This window comes from Enterococcus faecalis (genome assembly GCF_029024925.1).
In the GTDB taxonomy this organism is placed as follows: Bacteria; Bacillota; Bacilli; order Lactobacillales; family Enterococcaceae; genus Enterococcus; species Enterococcus faecalis.
Genome location: NZ_CP118962.1, coordinates 16,369 through 37,678, shown reverse-complemented (window position 1 = coordinate 37,678; position 21,310 = coordinate 16,369). Strand labels below are relative to the sequence as shown.

Genomic DNA, 21,310 nt, shown 5'->3' with positions numbered 1-21,310 from the left:
TAGACATTTTGGCTGAATCGTATTGTTTTAACATTAAAAAGAAGCGAACAACAGTTATTACAGAACAACTGTTGTTCGCTTCTTTTTAATCAGTGACTGCAGCGACTAAATCTGGATGAATGTAAGGTGCGTTAACTTTTAACATCTCATCCAACATCGGTTTAGCAATGTCAAAATCTCCTACTAATGGATGAGCTACCATTGCCTCTAATGCTTTATCATAATTTCCTTCTACAGCTGCTTGGACCACTAAGCTCTCATAGTTTTTTACAGCAGAAACTAAGCCATATACACCTTCAGGTATGTTATTTTGAACAAGTGGGGTGATCCCATTCTTATTTAAAATACAAGGTGTTTCCACAGAGGTATCATAAGGTAAAAATTCAATTGCACGTTCATTTTTAACGTTTGCAACAATCCACATATCTTCATCATTGTAGATCGCAGAAAGTGCTTCTAAAGCTAATTCACTATAACCACCACCACGATTTTTTAAAATCTCTGGCTTATCATGCTGACTAGGGTTTTTTAATGCCGTATAGATTTCCTTTTCCAAGCCTAAAACTGTCTCACCTCTGGTTAGAGGGGCCTCTTTAAGTTCTGCTAACTTTTGGCGGCGATGGAAGTAATATTGACAGTATAGACTAGGTAGAGCATTCAATTTTTTGATTAATTCTGGGGCCACGGTTTCATGAATATCTGCTACTTTATCAAATTCCTCTTTTGTAATTTTACGACCATCTACGCGAATATTATAAGCAAAATTCATATGGTTTAACCCGACAAAATCATACGTTACTTCTTTATAATTTGCATCAAGTGCCCACCCGACCCAAGTTCTTGGACGCATACCACCTGCACATAAAGCGATAAATTTTGTTTTGGTATAATTACGGACTGCTTCTGCTAAAATACCTGTAGGATTAGCATAGTTAATTAGCCATGCTTCTGGATTATGTTTTTCAACAGCTTTCGCAATTTCTACTATAGCTGGAATTGTACGCAACGCCTTCATATAGCCCCCTGGCCCTGTAGTTTCTTGACCAATCACATCGTATTTCAGAGGAATCTTTTCATCGTGAATCCTTGCTTGATTCCCACCTACTCGAATTTGCGTTAAAATAAAATCTTGACCTTTAACGGCTTCTTCTAAGTTTTCTGTTTTACGAATAGCAAACGATAATTGATGAAATTTTTTATAACGATTTAAAAAATTATACATAATTTCTAAACGATCCGGATTAATATCCATCAAGGTTAATTCTGTTACAGGTAATTTCTCTTTACTTTGCGCTAATCCTTCAATTATTTCTGGTGTATATACACTTCCTGCACCAATAATAGCAATTTTTAATGACATATCTTTTCCCACTCCTAATCTTTTGTACCCACAAAAGCAAAAAATGCTTCATGAACTTTTTTGTCTGGATTAAATCCTGTTTGTAATGCCCACTCATTTGCCAATACTTGAAAAATCAAAGTATACAGTAACTCCACACCGGGAGTTTCGCAAGAAAGGTCTACAGTTATCTCTCCTGCCTTTTCTGTTATCAGTAAAGTATTTTTTGTAAAACTTTGGGTATATAGATTTACTCTTTCCGTTAACTCTGTCGTTGGCCCGCCACTTAAAAAGATATGGTAAGAGCCCTCTTTGATTAATCGATGCGGTCCATGTGTAAACTCCCCAATTTCATAGGCCATGACTGGGATTCTCAATGTTTCCAACACCTTTAAAGCACCTTCTTCTATCACCCCTAAAAGGGCATCATCTGCTGTAATTGTCAAATAAGGTGCATTTGCCCAATGGGGATTTTCTTTTAGCCATTGAAGAGTTATTTCCTTCATTTTAGGCATTTTTTGAATACATTCTTTAAAACTTACAAAGATTTCCTCAGATATGCGGTCTTCCTGATCTTTGTTAAATGCTAAAGCTAATTGAACTAATCGAATAAACGTAGCCGTAAAACCAACTGTTTTCGGTCCAATTTGCTCTTCTGCACAACATAAGTCTATAAAATAATCTGCATACTGTCGCTTTTCTTCATCCCTTGTTGCACTGAGAAAGATTGTTGTGTTTTTGTTCTCACTTGCTAAATGAAGACACTCAAGTGTTGCCAAGCTATTGCCTGTTTGAGAAATAGCTACTAGATAATGCGGATCTAACAAAGCTCCTTGCTTTTTATATTGTTGAACATTGAAAAAAAGCAATGATTGTTGACTGAACGTTTCAAAATAACGTTGTGCCATTTTGGCAGCATTCAACGAACTTCCTGATCCAACAAAAATAATTTGTTTGGGACTTTCTTCTTCAAACGGCATTGTGATGGTATTTTGAAGAAGCGTTGGCAATAGTTGCCACTGAGAATTAATAAACTGATTCATTTGATTCACGGACAGTTTCTCCTTCCAAATTCTCTTCATTTTCTGCTGTTTCTTGTATGGTGATATCTAACCGCTGTTTCTCTAGCATTTTGAAAAATGGGTAATAAATTGCCCCGCTTACTAACAAAGCAAATACACCATACACTGCTGCACGCCAATCTCCACCCGAAGTTAAATATTGCATAAGAATTGGTGGTGTAGTCCATGGAACAGCGACAACTGGCCGTCCAATCACATCAAAATACATTAACAGATATGCAATTAAAGCAAGCAATGTATTACAAAGTGTGTAAGGAATCATCAAGACAGGATTTAATACCATTGGTACGCCAAAAACAATTGGTTCATTGATTTCAAAAATACTTGCTGGCAGAGAAAGCTTTCCCAAAGTACGCAATCCTTGATCCTTTGAAAAAATCATAAAAATAACTAGCATAAGCGTTGCGCCACCGCCACCAATAAAAATAAAGTTAACAAAACCCGCAGCGGTAATATACGGTAATGGCTCACCAGCAGCTAAGGCATCCGTATTTGCACCTAACATAGTTAAAAAAATTGGATCTGCAACAGATAACACAGCCCCTCCATGAATCCCTACACACCATAGTAGCGACCGTAAAAGCATAAAAACAAGAATTCCGGGAAGAGTGCTTAAACCTTGAACTAGAGGGCTAAAGAGCATATTCAAACTTGCGTTGATATCAAAGCCTAACAGCACACGAATAACCCAAAATACTGTTAATGAAATTAGTAACGGAATTAAAATGTTAAAAGATTTAGCTATTGCTGGAGGTACACTACTCGGCATTTTAATAGCTAACTGTTTGTTCATACAAAATCGATAAATTTCAACAACTACAAACGAAATAATAATTGCTGAAAAAACACCTAAAGTACCAAAATTTCCAGTGTTAATGCTATATGACCCATCTTCTCCCATGGAAGATTGTACTAATAAATAACAAACTAACGACATTAAAACATTCCGAATAGTATCAATTTTGTAAAACTGAGATAAACTATAACTAATCCCAACTACTGCTATTAAACCAATAATCCCAAAAGTTACAGAAGTTGGCACCATTAATACATTCTTGTAAGGTTCAATAAAATTCTGATAACTTGTCAGCGGAAACTGGGCTAAAATCATAAAAATTGAACCAATAATAGTAAAAGGAACAGTTAAAATCATGCCGTTTTTAACAGCTATCATATAACGATTCTCTCCAACTTTCATGAGTGGTGGTGATATTTTTTCATTTACAAATTGAACGATTTTTTCCATTTTGTACCTCCCTTATTCCTTCTTTCAAACAAAACGCCAACCAACTATTTTCCTTATCCATTTGACACAAATCTTCTAAAAATTTCGTAAAAATCAATTTCTTCTATTTTTCCAGCAACAATAATAACTACTTTTCGCACCTGATTATTTTGATTGTTCTCACACCAATTGATTAATGCAGACCAGCTGAATTCTCGTATTTGTGACTGTAATTGTCTTGGATCTATCATAAATAAAATCGCACATTCCATTTTTCGCCATATAAGAGGTTGATGCTGGTCTCTGTTAAAAGCATCTTCAATGGTAGCAAAGTCAGTAACTTCTTCTTCAATCAGTCGTTCTGTGATTTTCTCAACGACCTTTGCCTTACTTAATTTATTGGACATAGAAATTGTTTCAAAAATAGATGGTATACTACAACCTCGTTCTACTTTAAATCGTTTATATAAAGCGGTTTCATTTTTAACAATTGCTAAATGGCTTTTATTGAATACATCAAACTTTATATTATCGTCTGCTAATTTTTTTAATTGCTTATTTTTTGAAAAAATAAACTGCCAATCTGCTATACTCACTTCCTCATTTAAAAATACCTGAACATCTGACAAATTTCGTTGTAGTTCTCTTTTGATAAACTGGCGATATTCCGAACTTCCATTACTAGCTAGACGAGCAGTTAACTGAGGCTTATACCTTTGTGGTGTATTTAAAATAGTAACTAGCAGAAAACATAGCTCATCATCACTTACATAACCGACTCTTTTTTCAATTGCTAAAAAGCAAAACCGCAAAGCAATAAATTCTTTACCAAAATTCAGTTGTAAATCATTCAATAACGGATGAAAAACACTCATTCTATAGTGGTTTCGTTGTTTAATTTGTCCAATGTTATCTGCAATTTTATCGATTAAATTTGAAGTATCCATTCTAACCTGTTGTAAATCTTGATAACTAGTCAGCACTTGCTTGGCAATTTCATGTAACGGCGATGATTTTTGTGGTTTTCTATATTCACACGCAGCTAGATATTCGCCAATTCGATTTGGATTATATTGATTAGAAAAAGTAAATCCTAATGTCTGTTCTAGATACAATTGAAAGTCTGTCGCCGGATCAGAACCATCTTTTGATTGTTTTTCATTCATCTGTTTACCAAATAATAAAATGTCTACCATTAATTGGATGACTAAAGTTTGTATAAAATCCTCATTAAAAGAATAGGAATATTTTATCGATATTAAACGAATTCCTGATAATATAACATTCTTAAACTCACTCACTAAAATTTTTTGGCAATAAAATTGATTTTTCGACAGATAGGCACGGTTTTCAAAAATAAATGCCGTACCAACTAAGTGCACCGAATCAATAATTGCTGATTTTATATCTTTTCGATGTCCCAATAATTCAGTCCCTTGATGACTCCTTACAATTTTCAAATTATAGACAGCCAGTTCCTTCTCAACAATTTTTAAATCAGCTAATACTGAACTTTTTGTTAGGAAAAACACTTGGCTTAATTGATTAATTGAAACTTTTTTTCGATAATAAAATAACAACATTAACTTCAAAACTTCACGACGTACGACAATGGATGTATGAATATTTTCTGATATTTCTCTAAATGACTGTTTTTCTGAAATTAATTTAATACCAACCCCATACTTTTTAGACAGCCGAAGGTGATTCTGCTGAAAAGTCGGTTCTAATTTATTCAATAAATTACGAACCGTTCGAACTGATAGGCCTAAGTGACTAGCTAGTGCATCAAATGTTTGAAACTCCTCTTCCTTCAACAATTGTTCTAATAGTCTTTGTTCATTAAATGTTAACATTTGTCATTCCTCCACAAGTTAGCGCTTACTTGTATTTTTACTATAGCGAATAAACGTTGTTTTCGATATACCAAAATCTTTCCTTACTTTCGGCAAAAAAGCAACCACAAAAAAAACAATGGTTCCCTAAGTGACTATACCTTAATGGAACCATTGTTTTATTCTTTTTACGCCACTACTTCTGCGATAATCTCAATCTCCACCAACACATCCATCGGTAATTTAGAGATTTCAATCGTTGTGCGTGCAGGATATTCCGCACTAAAATACTCAGCATAGACTTCATTGAATGCCGTGAAATCTGCCATATTTTGTAAATAGCATGTCGTTTTGACTACATGAGCAAAATCACTACCAGCTTCTGTTAAAATCCCTTGAATATTTTTCAGTACTTGATTGGTTTGTTCTTTAATCGTTGTACCAACCACCTTGCCTGTTTCAGGATCCAGTGGAATCTGACCAGAAGTAATCAATAAACCATTCACAATTTTTGCTTGTGAATATGGCCCAATTGCTTGTGGTGCTTGCTTTGTTTTAATTGTTTTCATTTCTTTTCCCCCAGTAAATGACAAGTTGTTACTTTTTGTTATTTTATTTGTTTCTATTTTTCCATTGTACTGCAACCATTTTCGGAATGCTATCTTTTCTCAATTATTCCCAAGCGCTGATGCTGTGCCATCCTTTTGTAAAACAGCTTCAAAACCTTGACGCATCCTTTCAAGTCCTTCGTGTAGTTTTGTTTGCGAACAGCCAATATTTAACCGTAAAAATCGTTGTCCATTACCGCCATAAATCGAGCCGTCCATAATGGCGACTTTCCCCACAGAAACTAAAGCCTCTTGTAAGCGGGCCACATCTGGAACTGCCGCTGATACATCCAACCACATTAAGTAAGTTGCCTCCAGCTCCGTCACTTTAATTTTTGGCAAATATGTCTGTAAAAAATCTTTCACGTAACGTTGGTTCTCCGCTAAATAATCATTCAACTCGTCAACCCAAGTACCACATTTTTGATAGGCCGTCATGGTTGCTAGCATTCCCAAAATACTTGTTGATGATAAACCATCGGCGTTTTTTAATTTGAGCTGAAAAGCGTCACGCAATTCGTTATCTGGAATTAAGGCGTAAGCAAAAATCAGCCCTGGAAAATTAAAGGTTTTCGTGCCACTGGTAATAATGGCAGATTTTTTATAATCAAATTGCGTAATTGGTCGATGAACATGGCCTTTATTAACGATATCCATATGAATTTCATCAGAAAGTAAAAACACATCATACTGTTGGCACAATGAAACTATTCGCTCTAATTCCCATTGCTCCCAAACACGTCCTGTTGGATTATGCGGGGAACATAAAAGCAAACAGCGATTTTCTGGTTGCGCTAGTTTTTTTTCTAAATCAATAAAATCAATGCTGTAGCGCTTCTCTTGATAAAGCAGTTCATTCGCCACTACTTGCCGCTTATTTTCCTGAATAACTTTAAAAAATGCATCATAGGCAGGTGTTTGTAAAATAATGCCCTCCCCTTCGTTAGTCAATAATTGAATCAAAGCAGAAATACCATAGATAACGGTCTGGGTATACATAATCCAGTGTTCTTCAATCTTCGTCTGGAATCTTGTCTGGTACCACGTTTGAATTGCTTCTTTTAATTGCGGATGGTTCCACCTCGTATAGCCAAATACTGGATGGTTCAAACGCTCTTGTAATGTTGCCAGAACTGCCTCTGGCACAGCAAAATCCGTATCGGAAATAGTGAAGGGAAGCAAGTCCGCTTCCCCAAATCGGTCTTCTACAAAATCCCACTGTGTACAATACGTTCCTCGTCGATCAATTGCTTTATCAAACGACACACTCTTCACCTTCTGTCTTTTTTCTAACCTAAAATCATCTCTAATTGATTACGGACCGTTGTCACTTTGGTTCCGATAATCACTTGTACATTCTGCGCATCTAAATGTACAACGCCTAAAGCCCCTAATTGCTTTAATTTGTCATCATCTACTTTATTAGCATCTGCTAACACTAAACGTAAACGCGTAATGCAATTATCAATAGCTTGAATATTCTCTTGCCCACCCAAAGCCGCTAAAATCCCAGGCGCATCATAGCCACCCGTTTTCTTATATTGAACTTCTTGATCGGTATATTCAGTCTCATCTAAGACCTTGTCTCGTCCAGGTGTTTTTAAATCAAAGGTTACAATGACTGTTTTAAAGACGAAATAATAAACAACAAACCAGATAGCGCCGACAATGAGAACCCACCACCATTTTGTATAAGTTCCTTGTAACAAGCCAAAAATAACAAAGTCCAGTAGCCCGCCATCAGTGTTCCCAATCACAACACCTAATAAAGCCATTACCATGAAACCTAGACCAGTCATAATGACATGAAACAGCCATAATAATGGACTAATAAATAAGAATAAAAATTCAATTGGTTCTGTAATGCCAGTGATAGCCGTAGCAATTACACCCGAAAGGAGTAAGCCTTTAATCTTATGTCGATTCGCCGGAGCTGCAGTATGATACATCGCAAGTGCCGCCGCTGGTAAGCCAAAAATAAAGGTCGGCATTTTCCCTTATGACAAGAAAGCTGTTGCGCTTGGTGAAATCGGTAAATTATTTTGCAATTCTGCATAGAAAATATTTAACGCACCAAACACTTCTTTGCCAGCCACCACCGCTGAACCCCCTGCTTCAGTAAAACGAATCATGGAAACCAAAATATGATGCAACCCAAACGGTAACAGTAGACGTTCCCCTGAACCAAACAGAAAAGGCCCAAAAATACCAGAACGTTGGATAAGTTGGCCAATCGCCATAATCATTAGCGCGAAAAGTGGCCAAACTAACGGAATTACTAAGCCCACGAAGGCCATCACTAATGAAGTAATAATTGGTACAAACCGTGCGCCAGAAAAAAAGGCAAAACTATCTGGTAGTTGCACCGTATAAAATCGATTATGCAACTTATAGACAATAAGCCCAGCGATAATTCCACCAAGAACGCCCATTTCAACCGTTTGAATCCCAAAAACCATTCCTTGGCCGGCTTCCCGCAACTGCTCAGGATCCACGAGGCGATTCGTCTGCACTAAATAGAAATTAATCGCTAAATTCATCACCGTATAGCCTACGAAACCTGAAAACGCAGCAATTCCTTTTTCTTTCCGAACTAACCCCAACGGAATGGCCATTGCAAACATGACAGGTAAATAGGCAAACGCAAAACCACCAATTGTCGACATAAATTGGAAAATAATTTTCACTGCGGGCTTTCCTAAAAACGGGACCGTTTCAATCATTGATTCACTGGAAAAAGAACTTCCTAATCCCAACAAAATCCCCATAAAAGCTAATAAAGCCACTGGCAACATAAACGTTTTGCCTAATCCTTGGAAAAACTCCCAGAAAGTCGCTTTCTTTTTCTTTACTGCCATTTCTTAACTCCTCCATTCATTCTTTACAAAGCTAAAAATGATTGCGTTTACATTCATTGCCCTCATTATAACTAGCCCAAAACAAAGAAAAAAGAGGCTACACTCTTTCTGTATCCCCTTACATCATTTAGTATGGTGTTGCATAAAATTACCGCGGCTGCTTTGCCTCTGCATACATTAATAAAACCGTATCGAACAAACAAATGACAGCAATTCTTGAACTTAAATCTACGCGCTGATGATAACGTGTCGTCCCTTTGGCAAATAACGTCGTCGTCGACAATTTTTCCAAGGTGCTTCCTTTAGTCGAAATCAAACTAATCATCGGCACTTGCTGTTCCTGCGCTACACGTGCATACGCTAAAATCCCTTTAGTTTCTCCTGTATAACTGACAAAAATGGCTAAATCCTGTCCGTCCAGATTCTTAACTGCTGCCGCTTGTTCATCCCAATCAGATCGTGCATAGGCTTTTTTTCCTAAAAATGTTAGCTTTCGTGCAAAATCAGTACAAATAGGAAAACTGCCACCAACACCGAACACTTCAATCGTATTCGCACGCTCAATCATTTTAAGCATTTCCGCGACTTTGGCTTCATCCATTTGTTGAAAACTATCTTGCACATTGGCAATCAACTGTTGCGTAATAGCTTGAAAACTACGACTATCGCTTTCTGTGCTCTCGCTCTGCACCGATTGGACGATTGCGTATTTTAATTCTTGGAAGCCTCGATAACCTAAGTGTTTTGCTGTCCGAGAAATAGTGGCTGTTGAGACAAACAACGCCTGCGCCACCTCATAAATGGTTTGTGAACTAATTTCCGTCATATGCGTCAAAATATAATCCAGTACTTGATTTTCAATTTTACTTAAATGATTTCGTTTCTTTTCTAACAAAGCGATTAATCCCTCAGTCGACATCCAATCCCTCACTTTAAATCCTTTTTTATAATTATACACCAGAATATTCTGATTATTTCAATAAGAAAGTCCAAAATAACCAACAGCGGCTCCATCATTCGCCAGAGAAAAAAATCAGCCTTCCGATGGAGGTGTTTGTTGCGCTTTCTTGCTATACTCTGTATATAGAAAACAGGAAAAATTTGGAGGTAGTACGTATGAATAATCAACGACCAATGTTTATAAATATTCTTTTAGTGGTCCTTTTATTTTTAGTTGTCGGTTCACTCTTTAGTGCCGTTGTCGGTATCGTGGGAAGCTTATTGTGGCTAGCAGTAAAAATTTTAGTTCCCGTAGCGATTATCGTGTGGCTTGTTCGAACAATTTCGGGAAATAATGGCAACTGCCACCGTCGTTATTAAAAAAAAAACAGGTTTTCCTTTTCGGAAAACCTGTTTTTTTACTTCTTTTATCTAAAAGCATATACAATATTGCTAATACCAAACATCATAAAGTAAAAGCCAACTAAGAAGCTTAAAGTTAATGCTGAAGACAATGGATTAAATAATAACATTACACCTAAGATAATCCCTAAAACATCAACAATTAATGTGAACCAGAAGTAACCTGTGCTTACTCGTTTAGCAAAATCTAAAGTAAATAAGCCGAAAATTGAGTCGAATAAAAACCAAATTGCAAAAACAAATGGTAACACAGCGACACCAATATTTAAGTTAAACAATAAGTAAACACCAATTAGGATATCAATAATCCCTAAGATGATTGGTGCATAAGCTTTGTAGCCTAGCAATTCTTTCATACGATTACGTACAAAAATTTCGAAAATCCCTTTAATAATAGCAAAAATCGCAAAAACCATCACAATGGCAATTAAATTACCGGCAGGATTTTGGAAAGAAATTAATGCAGTCAGAACAAATAGAATTCCTAATACTAATGAACCCCAGTCCATTCCATGATGTTGTCGTTGTTCCATGACACTCACTCCTCTATAAAATAATTTATTACACTTATTATGTTACTACTATTTTACAAGGTGTCAAATATTTTCATCGTGCTTTCTGAAAACCATTTCAATGATAACTCCATTAAAAACAACGTATCACTTGATTGTCTCTTTTTTGGTGCAAAATTGTGCCTTTTTTGTATAAATAAGTCCCTCGTTTTCCCACAAAAAAACCGCTACTTTTTCATCTAGTTTATAAAAAAGTAACAGTTATAAATTATTTTTTCTTTTTCCCAATCGAGAGAATCCCTCTTTTTATGACATCAAAGAAACTCAAAGATTGGACCATATGATCTGGGTCAACATATTCACGAATAGCTCGTAATACTCGCTTCGGCTCTTTTGAAGCAAACGTATACGTCCCATTTTTCTTGGTTTGAATCGCATAACGAGGAATCCATTTTCCTTTGAACATTACTGAAGCCAACACGTAATCGACTTCTTCCCACGGAATTTGGATAAACTTACGTGGATCTTTGGCATGGTAAAATTCAAACCCGCGGTCACCTATCATAATTTGTCCATAATCTGTTAATCCTGTAAATGCCGTCGCATCTATAACTAAATCAACTTTTGTGTTTAATGATTGTACCATGTTATCTGCTCCATTTCATTCGACTAATTCCTCTTTATTATACGTTTCTTTCCTGATCGAAACAAACAAAATTACATCTTTGTTTAAAAAAGCGGAAGAAAAGTTTCTCGACTTCTCTTCCGCTTTTTTTGATTAGAAGTAATAAACTTACCTCGTCATTCTTATAATAAGCCGATTAAGTGGCCGACTACGCCGACTACGAATAAACCAAGAATGATAACGATTGGGCTAACTTTTTTCTTCAATAACCACATACATAAGAATGTAAGTAGTAATGGTGCTAGACCTGGAATCAATTGATCTAAGTTATCTTGTAAAGTAGTAACTTTCGTTGGTGAAAGCGCCAAGCCTTGGTTCACTTGTTCAAAGGCTTTATGCATTCCTTCACCGCCAGCAGGAAGTTTATCCCACTCGATATAAGCACCTTTGTCTAACTTAACTTGTGAAACAATTGGTAAGAACTTAATCGATACCCAACGTTGAACCAATGCGGCCAGTACGAACATCCCTAAAATAGAAGCACCTTTTGTAATATCTTGTAGTAAACCACCTGAAAGGTCATCAGTAATTTTAGAACCTGCTTTGTAACCAAACTCTTGTGTATACCACATGAATGACCAACGAATTAAGTTCCAAGCAACGAAGAATAAGATTGGGCCTAAGATGTTACCACCCATTGCTAAGGAAGCACCTAAAGCGCCTAACATTGGACGAACAGTAAACCAGAAAACTGGGTCACCGACACCGGCTAAAGGACCCATCATCCCAACTTTAACCCCTTGAATCGCTACGTCATCAACTGGTGCGCCATTGGCACGTTCTTCTTCCAAAGCTAATGTTACACCAAGAATTGGTGAGGCAATGTATGGGTGTGTATTAAAGAACTCTAAGTGACGTTTTAACGCCGCTGAACGTTCTTCTTTCGTTTTATATAATTTTTTGATTGCTGGAATCATTGAGAATGCCCAGCCGCCGTTTTGCATACGTTCATAGTTCCAAGAACCTTGGATAAATGTTGAACGCCAAGCTACAGCTAAACGATCTTTTTTAGTTAATTGAATTTTTTCTGCCATTTTCTTTGCTCCTCCTTCAGAATTAGTAGTCGTTTAAAATATCGCCTAATGGGTCGCCAGAGTTGCCTCCGCCATTTGAGTTAGAAGAACCGCCCATTTTAGATAAGTTCAAGTAAATAAGAGCTAAAGCGACACCTAAAGCACCTAATGCGATTAATGTTAATTGAGAAATCGCTGCGACTACGAAACCGATAATGAAGAATGGCCATACTTCTTTTGTTGCCATCATGTTGATTACTAATGCATAACCTACGGCAACGACCATACCACCACCGATAGCCATACCATCAGTTAACCAAGCTGGCATTGATTCTAAGAAATTACGAACAGTGTCAGCAGGAATGAATAGTAACGCACCTGCTGGAATCGCAATACGAATACCTTGTAAACATACAGCGAAAATGTGTAACATTTCAACTTGTTTAATGTTGCCTTTTTCAGCAGCCGCATCCATCATGTGAACGATTGGAACCGCAACTGTCCGAACGATCATTGTTAAGAACAAACCTGCAACCGCTAAAGGAACTGCGATGGCAATCGCTGAAGGAACACCTTTAACACCTTGGCCACCTAAAACTAAAATAATTGCTGAGGCAACAGATGCTAAAGCGGCATCCGGTGCAACGGCAGCCCCGATGTTCGCCCAACCTAACGCGATCATTTGTAAAGTACCACCTAAAACAATTCCGGCTTCTAAATTACCAGTAACTAATCCGATTAATGTACATGCTACTAACGGTTGGTGGAATTGGAACTCATCCAAAATCCCTTCCATACCAGCTAGAAAGGCAACGAGTAAAACTAAAATAATTGATATAACAGACATGATAAGCCTCCTATTTTGATTTGTATTTGGCGAGTTACGCGTTTGCTAACTCATTTTTTGCTTTTTTCAAAATTTCGTCCATATTCGCTTTTGAATCATTTGGCACTTTACGCACATCAAATTTGATGCCTTTGGCTTTTAATTCATCAAACGTATCAACGTCTTCTTGACCCATTGATAATACTTTGCTTACAACGACTTTTCCAACAGAGTGAGCCATTGAACCAACGTTTACTTCTGGGATTTCTACGCCGCCTTCAACCACTTTTAAGACGTCTTCAGGATTTTCAAATAATAATAATGCTTTTGTATTGCCAAAACGTGGATCTTTCGCTACTTCAATCATTTTACTGATTGGAATAACATTGGCTTTTACTCCTGGAGGAGCTGCTTGTTCGATTAATTTCTTACGTAAGTCATCTTTTGCAACGGCATCAGAAACAACAATAATTCTGTTTGGTTGTGTTGCTTTTGTCCAAGCTGTTGCTACTTGACCATGTAACAAACGTGAATCAATACGTGCTAGCACAAATTTAATTTTGCCATCGCCAACAACTGTACCTGGTGGTAACGAACCTTTTGGCTGTGCATCTTCTGTCGCAGCAGCTTTTGGTGCTTCTGCTGGTTGTAACTCTTCTGGTTTAACTTTGACACCATCTTTTGCTGTTTCAAGAATGTGTGTCGCAATTTCTTGTGCTGATTCCATAGAGAAACGAGAAGCATATGCTTCAATAACCATTGGTAAATTCATACCTGCAACGATTGCCCATTTGTCTTTATGATCTTCTAACAATGAGTTCGCTTGGTTAAATGGTGTTCCTCCCCATAGGTCAACTAAAAATAGTACTTCGTCTTGATTGTCAAACGATGCAATGGCTTCTTGCATTTTTGCTTTTACATCATCGGGACCTTCGCTAGGCATTAACGTAACTGCTTTTACATTTTCTTGTTCGCCAAAGATCATTGCACCAGATTGCAAGATCCCTTCAGCAAATTCACCGTGACTTGCTAGGATAATTCCTACCATTTTTATACCTCCTGTATAATTGATGTTTTTTTTCATGGTTGTACTGCTAAACGCTTTCACTTTTTGAAAAAAATCAGATAAATCAGATTCTGACAAAAATAAATGAAAAAATTTCAATAGTTCTTGATTTTTTTCAACATCAGCACTTGCCTTTATCAATACAGTTCATGAAGCAATGATGTTGGTCCTAGGCCACCACATCCTTTCAATGTCTTTCGTCTGTAAAAATTAACGTCAGCTGGCGTTATTTTCTTTGCTACGCTCTTTTTTCAGTAAATCCATCAAATTCACTTGGCTGTCTGCTGCGACTTTTCGAATTTCCAATTCAATACCTTGTTCATTTAAAAACAGAAATGCTTTTAAATCGTTGGCATCCACTGCGACTGCATTCGTAATCATTCGCTTGCCTGTACTGAAACTCATTCCGCCAATATTCACAGAAGTTAGTTGTACACCGCCTTCGACCACTCGTTTCACGTCCAAAGGATTAGTGAATAACAACATGGATCGAAACGAATCAAAACGAGGATCAGGGTAAACATCAATCATTTTTTGAACAGTGATGACATTTACTTTGACACCAGGTGGAGCAGCTTGAACCAACAAGGCTTTTCTCAAATTGTCATGAGCAACGGAATCACTAACCACTAAAATGCGATTAATGTTCGTCAATTTTGCCCAAACAGTTGCTACTTGGCCATGAATTAATCGATCATCAATTCGAGCTAAACGAATATCCATTACCATCGGGAATGCTCCTTTAAATTCATTTTTAAAGGTTAGGACCTTTGTCTTTTTACCTAAAAATTTTAGGTAAAAAGGGACACCTTATTATAAGCAAGTTTCGTGCCAACTTTAGTGTATCGGTTTGAAACCTAGAAAATTATAGGTTTTTTTAAGAAAATCAAAAAATCGATACACTAATAAATAGTGTATCGATTTTTCTGTATTAATCTAGCGTATCAATTTCGGTGATTTTATCTTCGATACACTGGGCATTTTTGACTAACTGTGCGATAAAATAAACTTCTTCTGCTGGAACATCCATATTAAGAGCTTCTTCCATAGTCTCAATTGAGGCCACAATCACTGAATAAATTGGCTCTTGAACCAATCGACCAAGTTCCTTTTCTGAAACCGTCAGTGTATCATTCCGTAAAATACGCTCCAACATGCCCGATGTGTGCATAATCAAATTGATGTAAAATGTGTACTCTTCTGGCATCGCTAATTGGGTTTGGATATTTTTAGCGAATGACCACAACAGATCAATGATTTTTTTTCCATTAATAAAAGTGAAACTTTGCTCCATATATTTGAGACAAATTTCTTTTGCTGCCGCTTCGTCCAACGGCTTATTCATTACTTCTTCTTTCCGCTCTGCTAGTAATTGCTGAATAATTTTTTCTGCTTCACCGGAAAAGAAATTTTCCATGGAAATATAAGGAACTCCAATTTTGGGATTGGTAATCCCAGTTGTCGCAATAATTTCATAGTCTTCTTGAATTTTAGGCAAGACTTCTTTCATATTTACAATGGACAAAGGAATCACTTCTAAATGCCAGTCTATTTGTGGCAAGACAGCTTCCTCAATAAGCTCTTTCATTCGGCGCGCAGTTCCTTCTCCAGAAGCGCAGATAGCAATAATTGCTCTTGTTTTCCAATTTTCAATGATTTGTTTCGTTTCACTTTGGCGAATATCGGCATAGCCATGAAAGTTTTTTAAAGACTCGTGAAGTGTTTCCAATTGCGTATCAATTAATGCGGTTTTGCGGGCCGCTTCAAGAACAATTGGCGTGGTCACCATGTCTACTGTCCGCACATCAATGCCTGTCTGGCGTACAATTTCTTCTGAAAAAGTACTTAATGAACCCATATCCACCAATAATAGTACGCCATTCTCTTCATTCACTTCACCAACTGCTTCAACGATTTTACGCAAAGCTTCTTTCGGTGGCATATCTAACGGCATATCCACAGCCTTCAAATTATCAACATTTAACAATTGAGAAACCACTTGTACCATACTGCTAGCGGTACTATTTCCGTGCGCAGCCACGACAATGCCAATCCGGCCAGCCTCAGGATTTTCTCTTAAAGAAATGAGCAAAACAGCTAAATAGTAACTTTCAGATTCAGGAATCTCCATCTGATAACTACTTTCAATAATATTTTTAATTTCTTTTGCTGTTTCAAACTCTGTTGGATAATCTAAAACCATATTTCGAATACTTTCATTTAAAGGATGCTTAGGATCTTTACCTAATTGGATGCGTTTCAAGAAAGAACTAATGTGTAAACTCATTGCATAAATAAAATTGGGTTGAAACGAATACGATAACCGCTTCGCTGCAAAATTATAAATTTTCTTAGTGACATCAATAATTCGTTGGTCAACAATTTCGGCCAATTTATTTTCTGTATCAAAGGTGAATCCATAATCTTTGTAGAAAGATTTTAAATGAACATTGATATCCGTTGTAATAAAATTATTAATTAGTTCTTGGTCCAAGCCGTCTGCTTTTAAGAGAGCCGCTTTATCTCCAATAATCTCATATAGATTGTAAGGCAATTCATAGGCATCTGACTGAATAGCTACTAAAGATTCATTTGGTGATACCACTAATTGCGGTTCCAGATATTTCGATAACTCCGACAATACTTCTCGATTACTGGCAAGTTGCATAATGCCTTCTTTAATATTGTCCGTTAATTCGTCCATCGTAATCATTAATTCCTCTTGTTCCATCTGATTAAGGAACCCTCGCGCAGTCACAAGTTGCACATTCGATTTTAGCTGACCGACATTTCCATAAGAAACACTTCCAATTAACGCTTTGACCACATCTTCTGACAAAGAGATTCGCCGTTGAATCCGCGCTGCTTCCATTGAAACCATCACTTTTAGGAGGTCAATTTTTTCTTTCGCAGGACGGTCACTAAAGTTCGGTAATTGAATGATAATCGGAATGCGTCGCACAAAAGTATTCAATAAAGAAGAAGTAGGATTCTCCGTCGTAGCACAAATAATCCGAACATCCGCATGATGTGATTTCACTGTTTCACCTAAACGCGCGTACACGCCGTGATCCATAAAATAAAAAATCATTTCTTGTCCTTCGGGTGGTAACCGATGTACTTCATCTAAAAACAGAATGCTGCCATCTGCTTCATCAATAATCCCTTCTTTCGCTTTCGTAGCGCCTGTGAAGGCCCCTTCTACATACCCAAATAAATGCGACATCAAAAGTTCTGGATTATGCGCATAGTCTGCACAGTTAAACACCACAAACTCTTTTTCTTTGGCCACAATTTGGTTCAGCTTCGCAAATTGAAACATGGCATGAGCAAAATAAGTTTTCCCAGAACCTGTTGGTCCAGTAATTAAACAATTCAAGCCTTTTGGCGGATATAAAATCGCTGCTTTGGCTTGTTCCACCGGCGTTTTCATGCTTCCAGCTGAACCGATAATTTTTTTGAAAATATCTTCAACTTCTGGGGTTTTACTTGTCGTGACTACTGGTTCAACCAATGGTTCGATAAAAGTTTTTGTGGAGTGATCCATTGATTTTTCCCGATAACTTTTAACTGGCTTGGTTAATGGTCGATGCTGAAACGCCACCTGCGCGACATATTTTACTGGTCGACCAGATAATTTTTTCAAGCGCCCTTCACGAACCAGTTGATTCAAATCTTTACTAGCATTGGTCCGCTGAATGTTTAAACGTTCTGAAATTTCTTGTGTCGTGACTCCCGCATCACTTGTTAAGGTCATTGGCGTTAAATTCTTCGTTTGCTCTTTAACATATTGATAGATTTTTTCAATCCGCTTCATTTTTGATGGCTCCTTTAATCGATACACTAATTAATTTACATGATACAGTGTATCATTAAAAAAATACACTAAAAACCCTTTCATGAAAAAAATTTCTGTTTCACATGAAACATTTTAAAAAAGCGCCTTTTTTCTATAAAAAACCCACCTTTTTATTCGTTTCTGTAAAAAGATTGAAACTCCTTGAAAAAAGGTTCTGTAGCCGATATAATGCAGAGAGGTTCAAGAATATATTAAAAGCGAGGAAAACAATTGATTACTGTTAATGATGTAAGTTTACAATTTCCAGATCGTAAACTTTTTGAAGAAGTGAATATTAAATTTACTCCTGGCAACTGTTACGGCTTAATCGGCGCAAACGGTGCAGGAAAATCAACGTTTCTTAAAATTTTATCAGGTGAGATTCAACCGACAACTGGCGTGGTTTCAATGGGTCCTAATGAGCGACTAGCGACGCTGAAACAAAATCACTTTGACTACGAAGACTACACTGTTTTAGAAACTGTAATTATGGGACATAAACGTCTTTACGAAGTAATGAAAGAAAAAGATGCTATCTATATGAAAGAAGATTTTTCAGATGAAGATGGGATTCGTGCCGCAGAACTAGAAGGCGAATTTGCTGAACTTGACGGTTGGGAAGCAGAACCTGAAGCAGCTGTTTTACTCCAAGGGCTAAACATTCCAGAAGAATTACATGATCAAAAAATGAGCGAATTAACAGCTGGTCAAAAAGTCAAAGTATTATTAGCTCAATCTCTTTTTGGTAAACCAGATGTCTTACTATTAGACGAGCCGACAAATGGTTTAGACACCCGCTCAATCAATTGGTTAGAAGAATTTTTAATCAACTTTGAAAATACCGTTATCGTGGTTTCCCATGACCGTCATTTCCTAAACAAAGTCTGCACTCACATGGCAGATTTAGACTTTAGTAAAATCAAACTTTACGTGGGTAACTATGATTTCTGGTTGGAATCAAGCCAACTAGCGACAAAATTGCAAGCACAATCTAATGCCAAAAAAGAAGAACAAATCAAAGAATTACAAGACTTTATCGCTCGTTTTAGCGCCAATGCCTCAAAATCAAAACAAGCAACGTCTCGTAAAAAAATGTTAGATAAAATTACCTTAGATGACATTCAACCTTCCTCTCGTCGTTATCCATTCGTTGGTTTTACACCAGAACGTGAAATCGGCAATGACTTATTACAAGTTGAAAATGTCTCTGTAACGATTGATGGCAAAAAAATCTTAGATAATATCTCGTTCAACTTAACAAAAGATGATAAAGTGGCATTCATCGCTGACTCAGATATTACAACGACTACGTTATTCAAAGTGATTATGGGCGAAATTACTCCCGATACAGGTTCTGTTCGTTGGGGCGTTACAACTAGCCAAGCTTATTTACCAAAAGACAACAGCAAAGACTTTGAAGAGCCATTAACCATTTTAGATTGGTTACGTCAATTTGCTGGTAAAGAAGAAGATGACAATACGTTCTTACGTAGTTTCTTAGGTCGGATGTTATTCTCTGGTGAAGAGGTACTAAAACCAGTCAATGTTCTTTCCGGAGGCGAAAAAGTGCGTGTCATGCTTTCAAAATTAATGCTTTCCAAAGCCAATGTCTTGGTTTTAGATGATCCAACGAACCACTTAGACTTAGAATCAATCACTGCATTAAATGATGGGTTGATGGCTTTCACTGGTTCAATTCTTTTTGCTTCACATGACCACCAATTTATCCAAACATTAGCGAACCGAATTATTGCTGTTTCTGATAAAGGTGTCATTGATCGGGCAGAAACAACCTATGATGAATTCTTGGAAAACCCAGAAATTCAAAAACAAATGGACGTTTTATTCAGTTCAGATTATTAAAAAAATGAGGTCGGGACAGAAGCGTTTAACTCCGAGAAATAAGAAAGAATTTCCGAAAATTGTTCTATAATTTTTGGAGACCAAGTAGGTATTGTTCATCATCGAATCACTACGTTCTTCGTGATTCTCAACAATTTCGGCTTATTTCCGAAGGACCTTCAACTCTTAGAGCTTTAGCTCTTAGAAGTTGTTGAGATCGGAGCAACGCGTAGTGTTGCTTCTGTTCCCGCCGTTTATCAATTTTTAAGCCTGGGACAAAAATCCAAAGTGATTTTTGTCCCAGGCTCATTTTTTATTTTCTTTTTTCACCAAAAGAAAACACAGCAATACAACCTATTCCGGTATGACTAGTAATGGTGGGTCCTAGAGGATAAATCAGTATCTCATTAACCTCTATTTCTTTTTCAATTAATTCTTTGACTTTTTCCGCGTCATCTTTCGTTCCCGCATATGCAATCAACAGTGTTTGTTTCATTGGCTCTACAATGCCTTGAATCGTTTCTTGCGCAATCTTTTGCAAGGACTTGTTTCGTCCACGAGTTTTACCAACGGATGCTAGTTTGCCTGCCGCATCCACGCGAATAATTGGTTTAATGTTCATTAAGCCACCAAGTGCTGCCGCTGTTTTAGAAATCCGTCCGCCACGTTCTAAATGTTTTAAATCATCTACCGTTACCCACGAGTGAAGTTTCATTTTTTGCTCTTCAAGATAGGCAACAACTTCTCCTAATGAATGACCATCTGTTTGTAATCGAATGGCTTCTCGGACTAACATCCCTTGACCTAAGCTAGCTGCTTTTGTATCAATAATATGAATTTCTACATTATCGTACTCTTCTTTTAACATCTCTACTGATTGCAACGCACTTTGATAAGAGCCACTTAACCCAGATGAAAAAGCTAAATAAATCACCGGTAACCCTTGCTCCACAAAAGGACGGAAAAATTCATTGTAGCGTCCTACATTAACTTGAGAGGTAGTGGGCATACTTCCATTTTTAATAGCCGTTAAGAAGTTCTGATAATCAAACGTTTCACCTAAATCATCGCGATATTCTTTCCCGTCAATTTGAATATTCATGCTAATAAAAGGTACTTGGTTTTCTTTTAAGTATGTATACGGCAAGTCACAACAAGAATCTGTCACTAATTGATAATTCACGGACAATTGCCCCCTTCATGTTTTCTTTTATTTTAC

Annotated in this window: 17 protein-coding genes and 1 pseudogene; 2 read left to right on the top strand and 16 right to left on the bottom strand. The window is 37.0% G+C overall.

The window, feature by feature from the left end; translation table 11 throughout:
* Window positions 1-85: 85 nt before the first annotated feature.
* The 8 genes and pseudogenes from PYW42_RS00155 to PYW42_RS00120 all read right to left on the bottom strand — a co-directional run bounded on the left by PYW42_RS00155 (window position 86) and on the right by PYW42_RS00120 (window position 9,866).
* Entirely contained in the window at window positions 86-1,360 is a 1,275-nt protein-coding gene (locus tag PYW42_RS00155) for a 6-phospho-beta-glucosidase (RefSeq protein WP_010816074.1), read from the bottom strand.
* A gap of 14 nt (window positions 1,361-1,374) precedes the next feature.
* On the bottom strand, window positions 1,375-2,382 hold the full coding sequence (locus PYW42_RS00150) for an SIS domain-containing protein (RefSeq protein ID WP_002411362.1): 1,008 nt from the start codon (window positions 2,380-2,382) through the stop codon (window positions 1,375-1,377).
* Window positions 2,366-3,667: a PTS sugar transporter subunit IIC gene (locus PYW42_RS00145; RefSeq protein ID WP_002389704.1), complete on the bottom strand. Its 1,302-nt coding sequence runs from the start codon at window positions 3,665-3,667 to the stop codon at window positions 2,366-2,368. Before PYW42_RS00145 ends, PYW42_RS00150 begins: the two co-directional genes overlap by 17 nt.
* 53 nt (window positions 3,668-3,720) lie before the next feature.
* Complete coding sequence (locus tag PYW42_RS00140) at window positions 3,721-5,502, bottom strand: helix-turn-helix domain-containing protein (RefSeq protein WP_002389563.1); 1,782 nt, start codon at window positions 5,500-5,502, stop codon at window positions 3,721-3,723.
* A 167-nt stretch (window positions 5,503-5,669) separates the two neighbouring features.
* The gene (locus tag PYW42_RS00135; protein WP_002356039.1) at window positions 5,670-6,050 is read right to left on the bottom strand and encodes a RidA family protein; all 381 of its coding nucleotides are present in this window, start codon (window positions 6,048-6,050) and stop codon (window positions 5,670-5,672) included.
* Between the two features lie 99 nt (window positions 6,051-6,149).
* Window positions 6,150-7,364 (bottom strand): MalY/PatB family protein, encoded by a 1,215-nt coding sequence (locus PYW42_RS00130; protein ID WP_025189126.1) that lies wholly within the window; start codon window positions 7,362-7,364, stop codon window positions 6,150-6,152.
* A 14-nt stretch (window positions 7,365-7,378) separates the two neighbouring features.
* Window positions 7,379-8,947, bottom strand: a pseudogene (gene malX, locus PYW42_RS00125) (maltose/glucose-specific PTS transporter subunit IIBC).
* 148 nt (window positions 8,948-9,095) lie between these two features.
* Window positions 9,096-9,866 (bottom strand): MurR/RpiR family transcriptional regulator, encoded by a 771-nt coding sequence (locus PYW42_RS00120; RefSeq protein ID WP_002387434.1) that lies wholly within the window; start codon window positions 9,864-9,866, stop codon window positions 9,096-9,098.
* Window positions 9,867-10,063: 197 nt separating this feature from the next.
* Here PYW42_RS00120 and PYW42_RS00115 point away from each other — a divergent pair, with 197 nt between their 5' ends.
* Window positions 10,064-10,267 (top strand): hypothetical protein, encoded by a 204-nt coding sequence (locus tag PYW42_RS00115; RefSeq protein WP_002383512.1) that lies wholly within the window; start codon window positions 10,064-10,066, stop codon window positions 10,265-10,267.
* 47 nt (window positions 10,268-10,314) lie between these two features.
* On the opposite strand, the gene PYW42_RS00110 is transcribed toward PYW42_RS00115, so the two are convergent.
* The 7 genes from PYW42_RS00110 to PYW42_RS00080 all read right to left on the bottom strand — a co-directional run bounded on the left by PYW42_RS00110 (window position 10,315) and on the right by PYW42_RS00080 (window position 18,228).
* Window positions 10,315-10,842 carry an HdeD family acid-resistance protein gene (locus PYW42_RS00110; protein ID WP_002356034.1) on the bottom strand — a complete coding sequence of 176 codons (528 nt, stop codon included), beginning with the start codon at window positions 10,840-10,842 and terminating at the stop codon, window positions 10,315-10,317.
* Between the two features lie 247 nt (window positions 10,843-11,089).
* Complete coding sequence (locus tag PYW42_RS00105) at window positions 11,090-11,467, bottom strand: DUF956 family protein (RefSeq protein ID WP_002356033.1); 378 nt, start codon at window positions 11,465-11,467, stop codon at window positions 11,090-11,092.
* Window positions 11,468-11,628: 161 nt separating this feature from the next.
* On the bottom strand, window positions 11,629-12,540 hold the full coding sequence (locus PYW42_RS00100; protein WP_002356032.1) for a PTS system mannose/fructose/sorbose family transporter subunit IID: 912 nt from the start codon (window positions 12,538-12,540) through the stop codon (window positions 11,629-11,631).
* A 22-nt stretch (window positions 12,541-12,562) separates the two neighbouring features.
* The gene (locus tag PYW42_RS00095) at window positions 12,563-13,366 is read right to left on the bottom strand and encodes a PTS mannose/fructose/sorbose transporter subunit IIC (RefSeq protein ID WP_002356031.1); all 804 of its coding nucleotides are present in this window, start codon (window positions 13,364-13,366) and stop codon (window positions 12,563-12,565) included.
* 34 nt (window positions 13,367-13,400) lie between these two features.
* On the bottom strand, window positions 13,401-14,393 hold the full coding sequence (locus PYW42_RS00090; RefSeq protein WP_002356030.1) for a mannose/fructose/sorbose PTS transporter subunit IIA: 993 nt from the start codon (window positions 14,391-14,393) through the stop codon (window positions 13,401-13,403).
* A 234-nt stretch (window positions 14,394-14,627) separates the two neighbouring features.
* A complete protein-coding gene (locus tag PYW42_RS00085) occupies window positions 14,628-15,140 on the bottom strand; it encodes a mannose/fructose/sorbose PTS transporter subunit IIB (protein ID WP_002389548.1) in 513 nt (170 codons plus the stop codon).
* 202 nt (window positions 15,141-15,342) lie between these two features.
* Entirely contained in the window at window positions 15,343-18,228 is a 2,886-nt protein-coding gene (locus PYW42_RS00080; RefSeq protein ID WP_002411367.1) for a sigma 54-interacting transcriptional regulator, read from the bottom strand.
* A 252-nt stretch (window positions 18,229-18,480) separates the two neighbouring features.
* On the opposite strand from PYW42_RS00080, the gene PYW42_RS00075 reads away from it, so the two are divergent.
* Window positions 18,481-20,112 carry an ABC-F family ATP-binding cassette domain-containing protein gene (locus PYW42_RS00075; protein WP_002359215.1) on the top strand — a complete coding sequence of 544 codons (1,632 nt, stop codon included), beginning with the start codon at window positions 18,481-18,483 and terminating at the stop codon, window positions 20,110-20,112.
* 292 nt (window positions 20,113-20,404) lie between these two features.
* Here the strand turns inward: PYW42_RS00075 and PYW42_RS00070 are convergent, their stop codons facing one another.
* Window positions 20,405-21,274: a DegV family protein gene (locus PYW42_RS00070; protein ID WP_002359214.1), complete on the bottom strand. Its 870-nt coding sequence runs from the start codon at window positions 21,272-21,274 to the stop codon at window positions 20,405-20,407.
* Window positions 21,275-21,310: the final 36 nt, after the last annotated feature.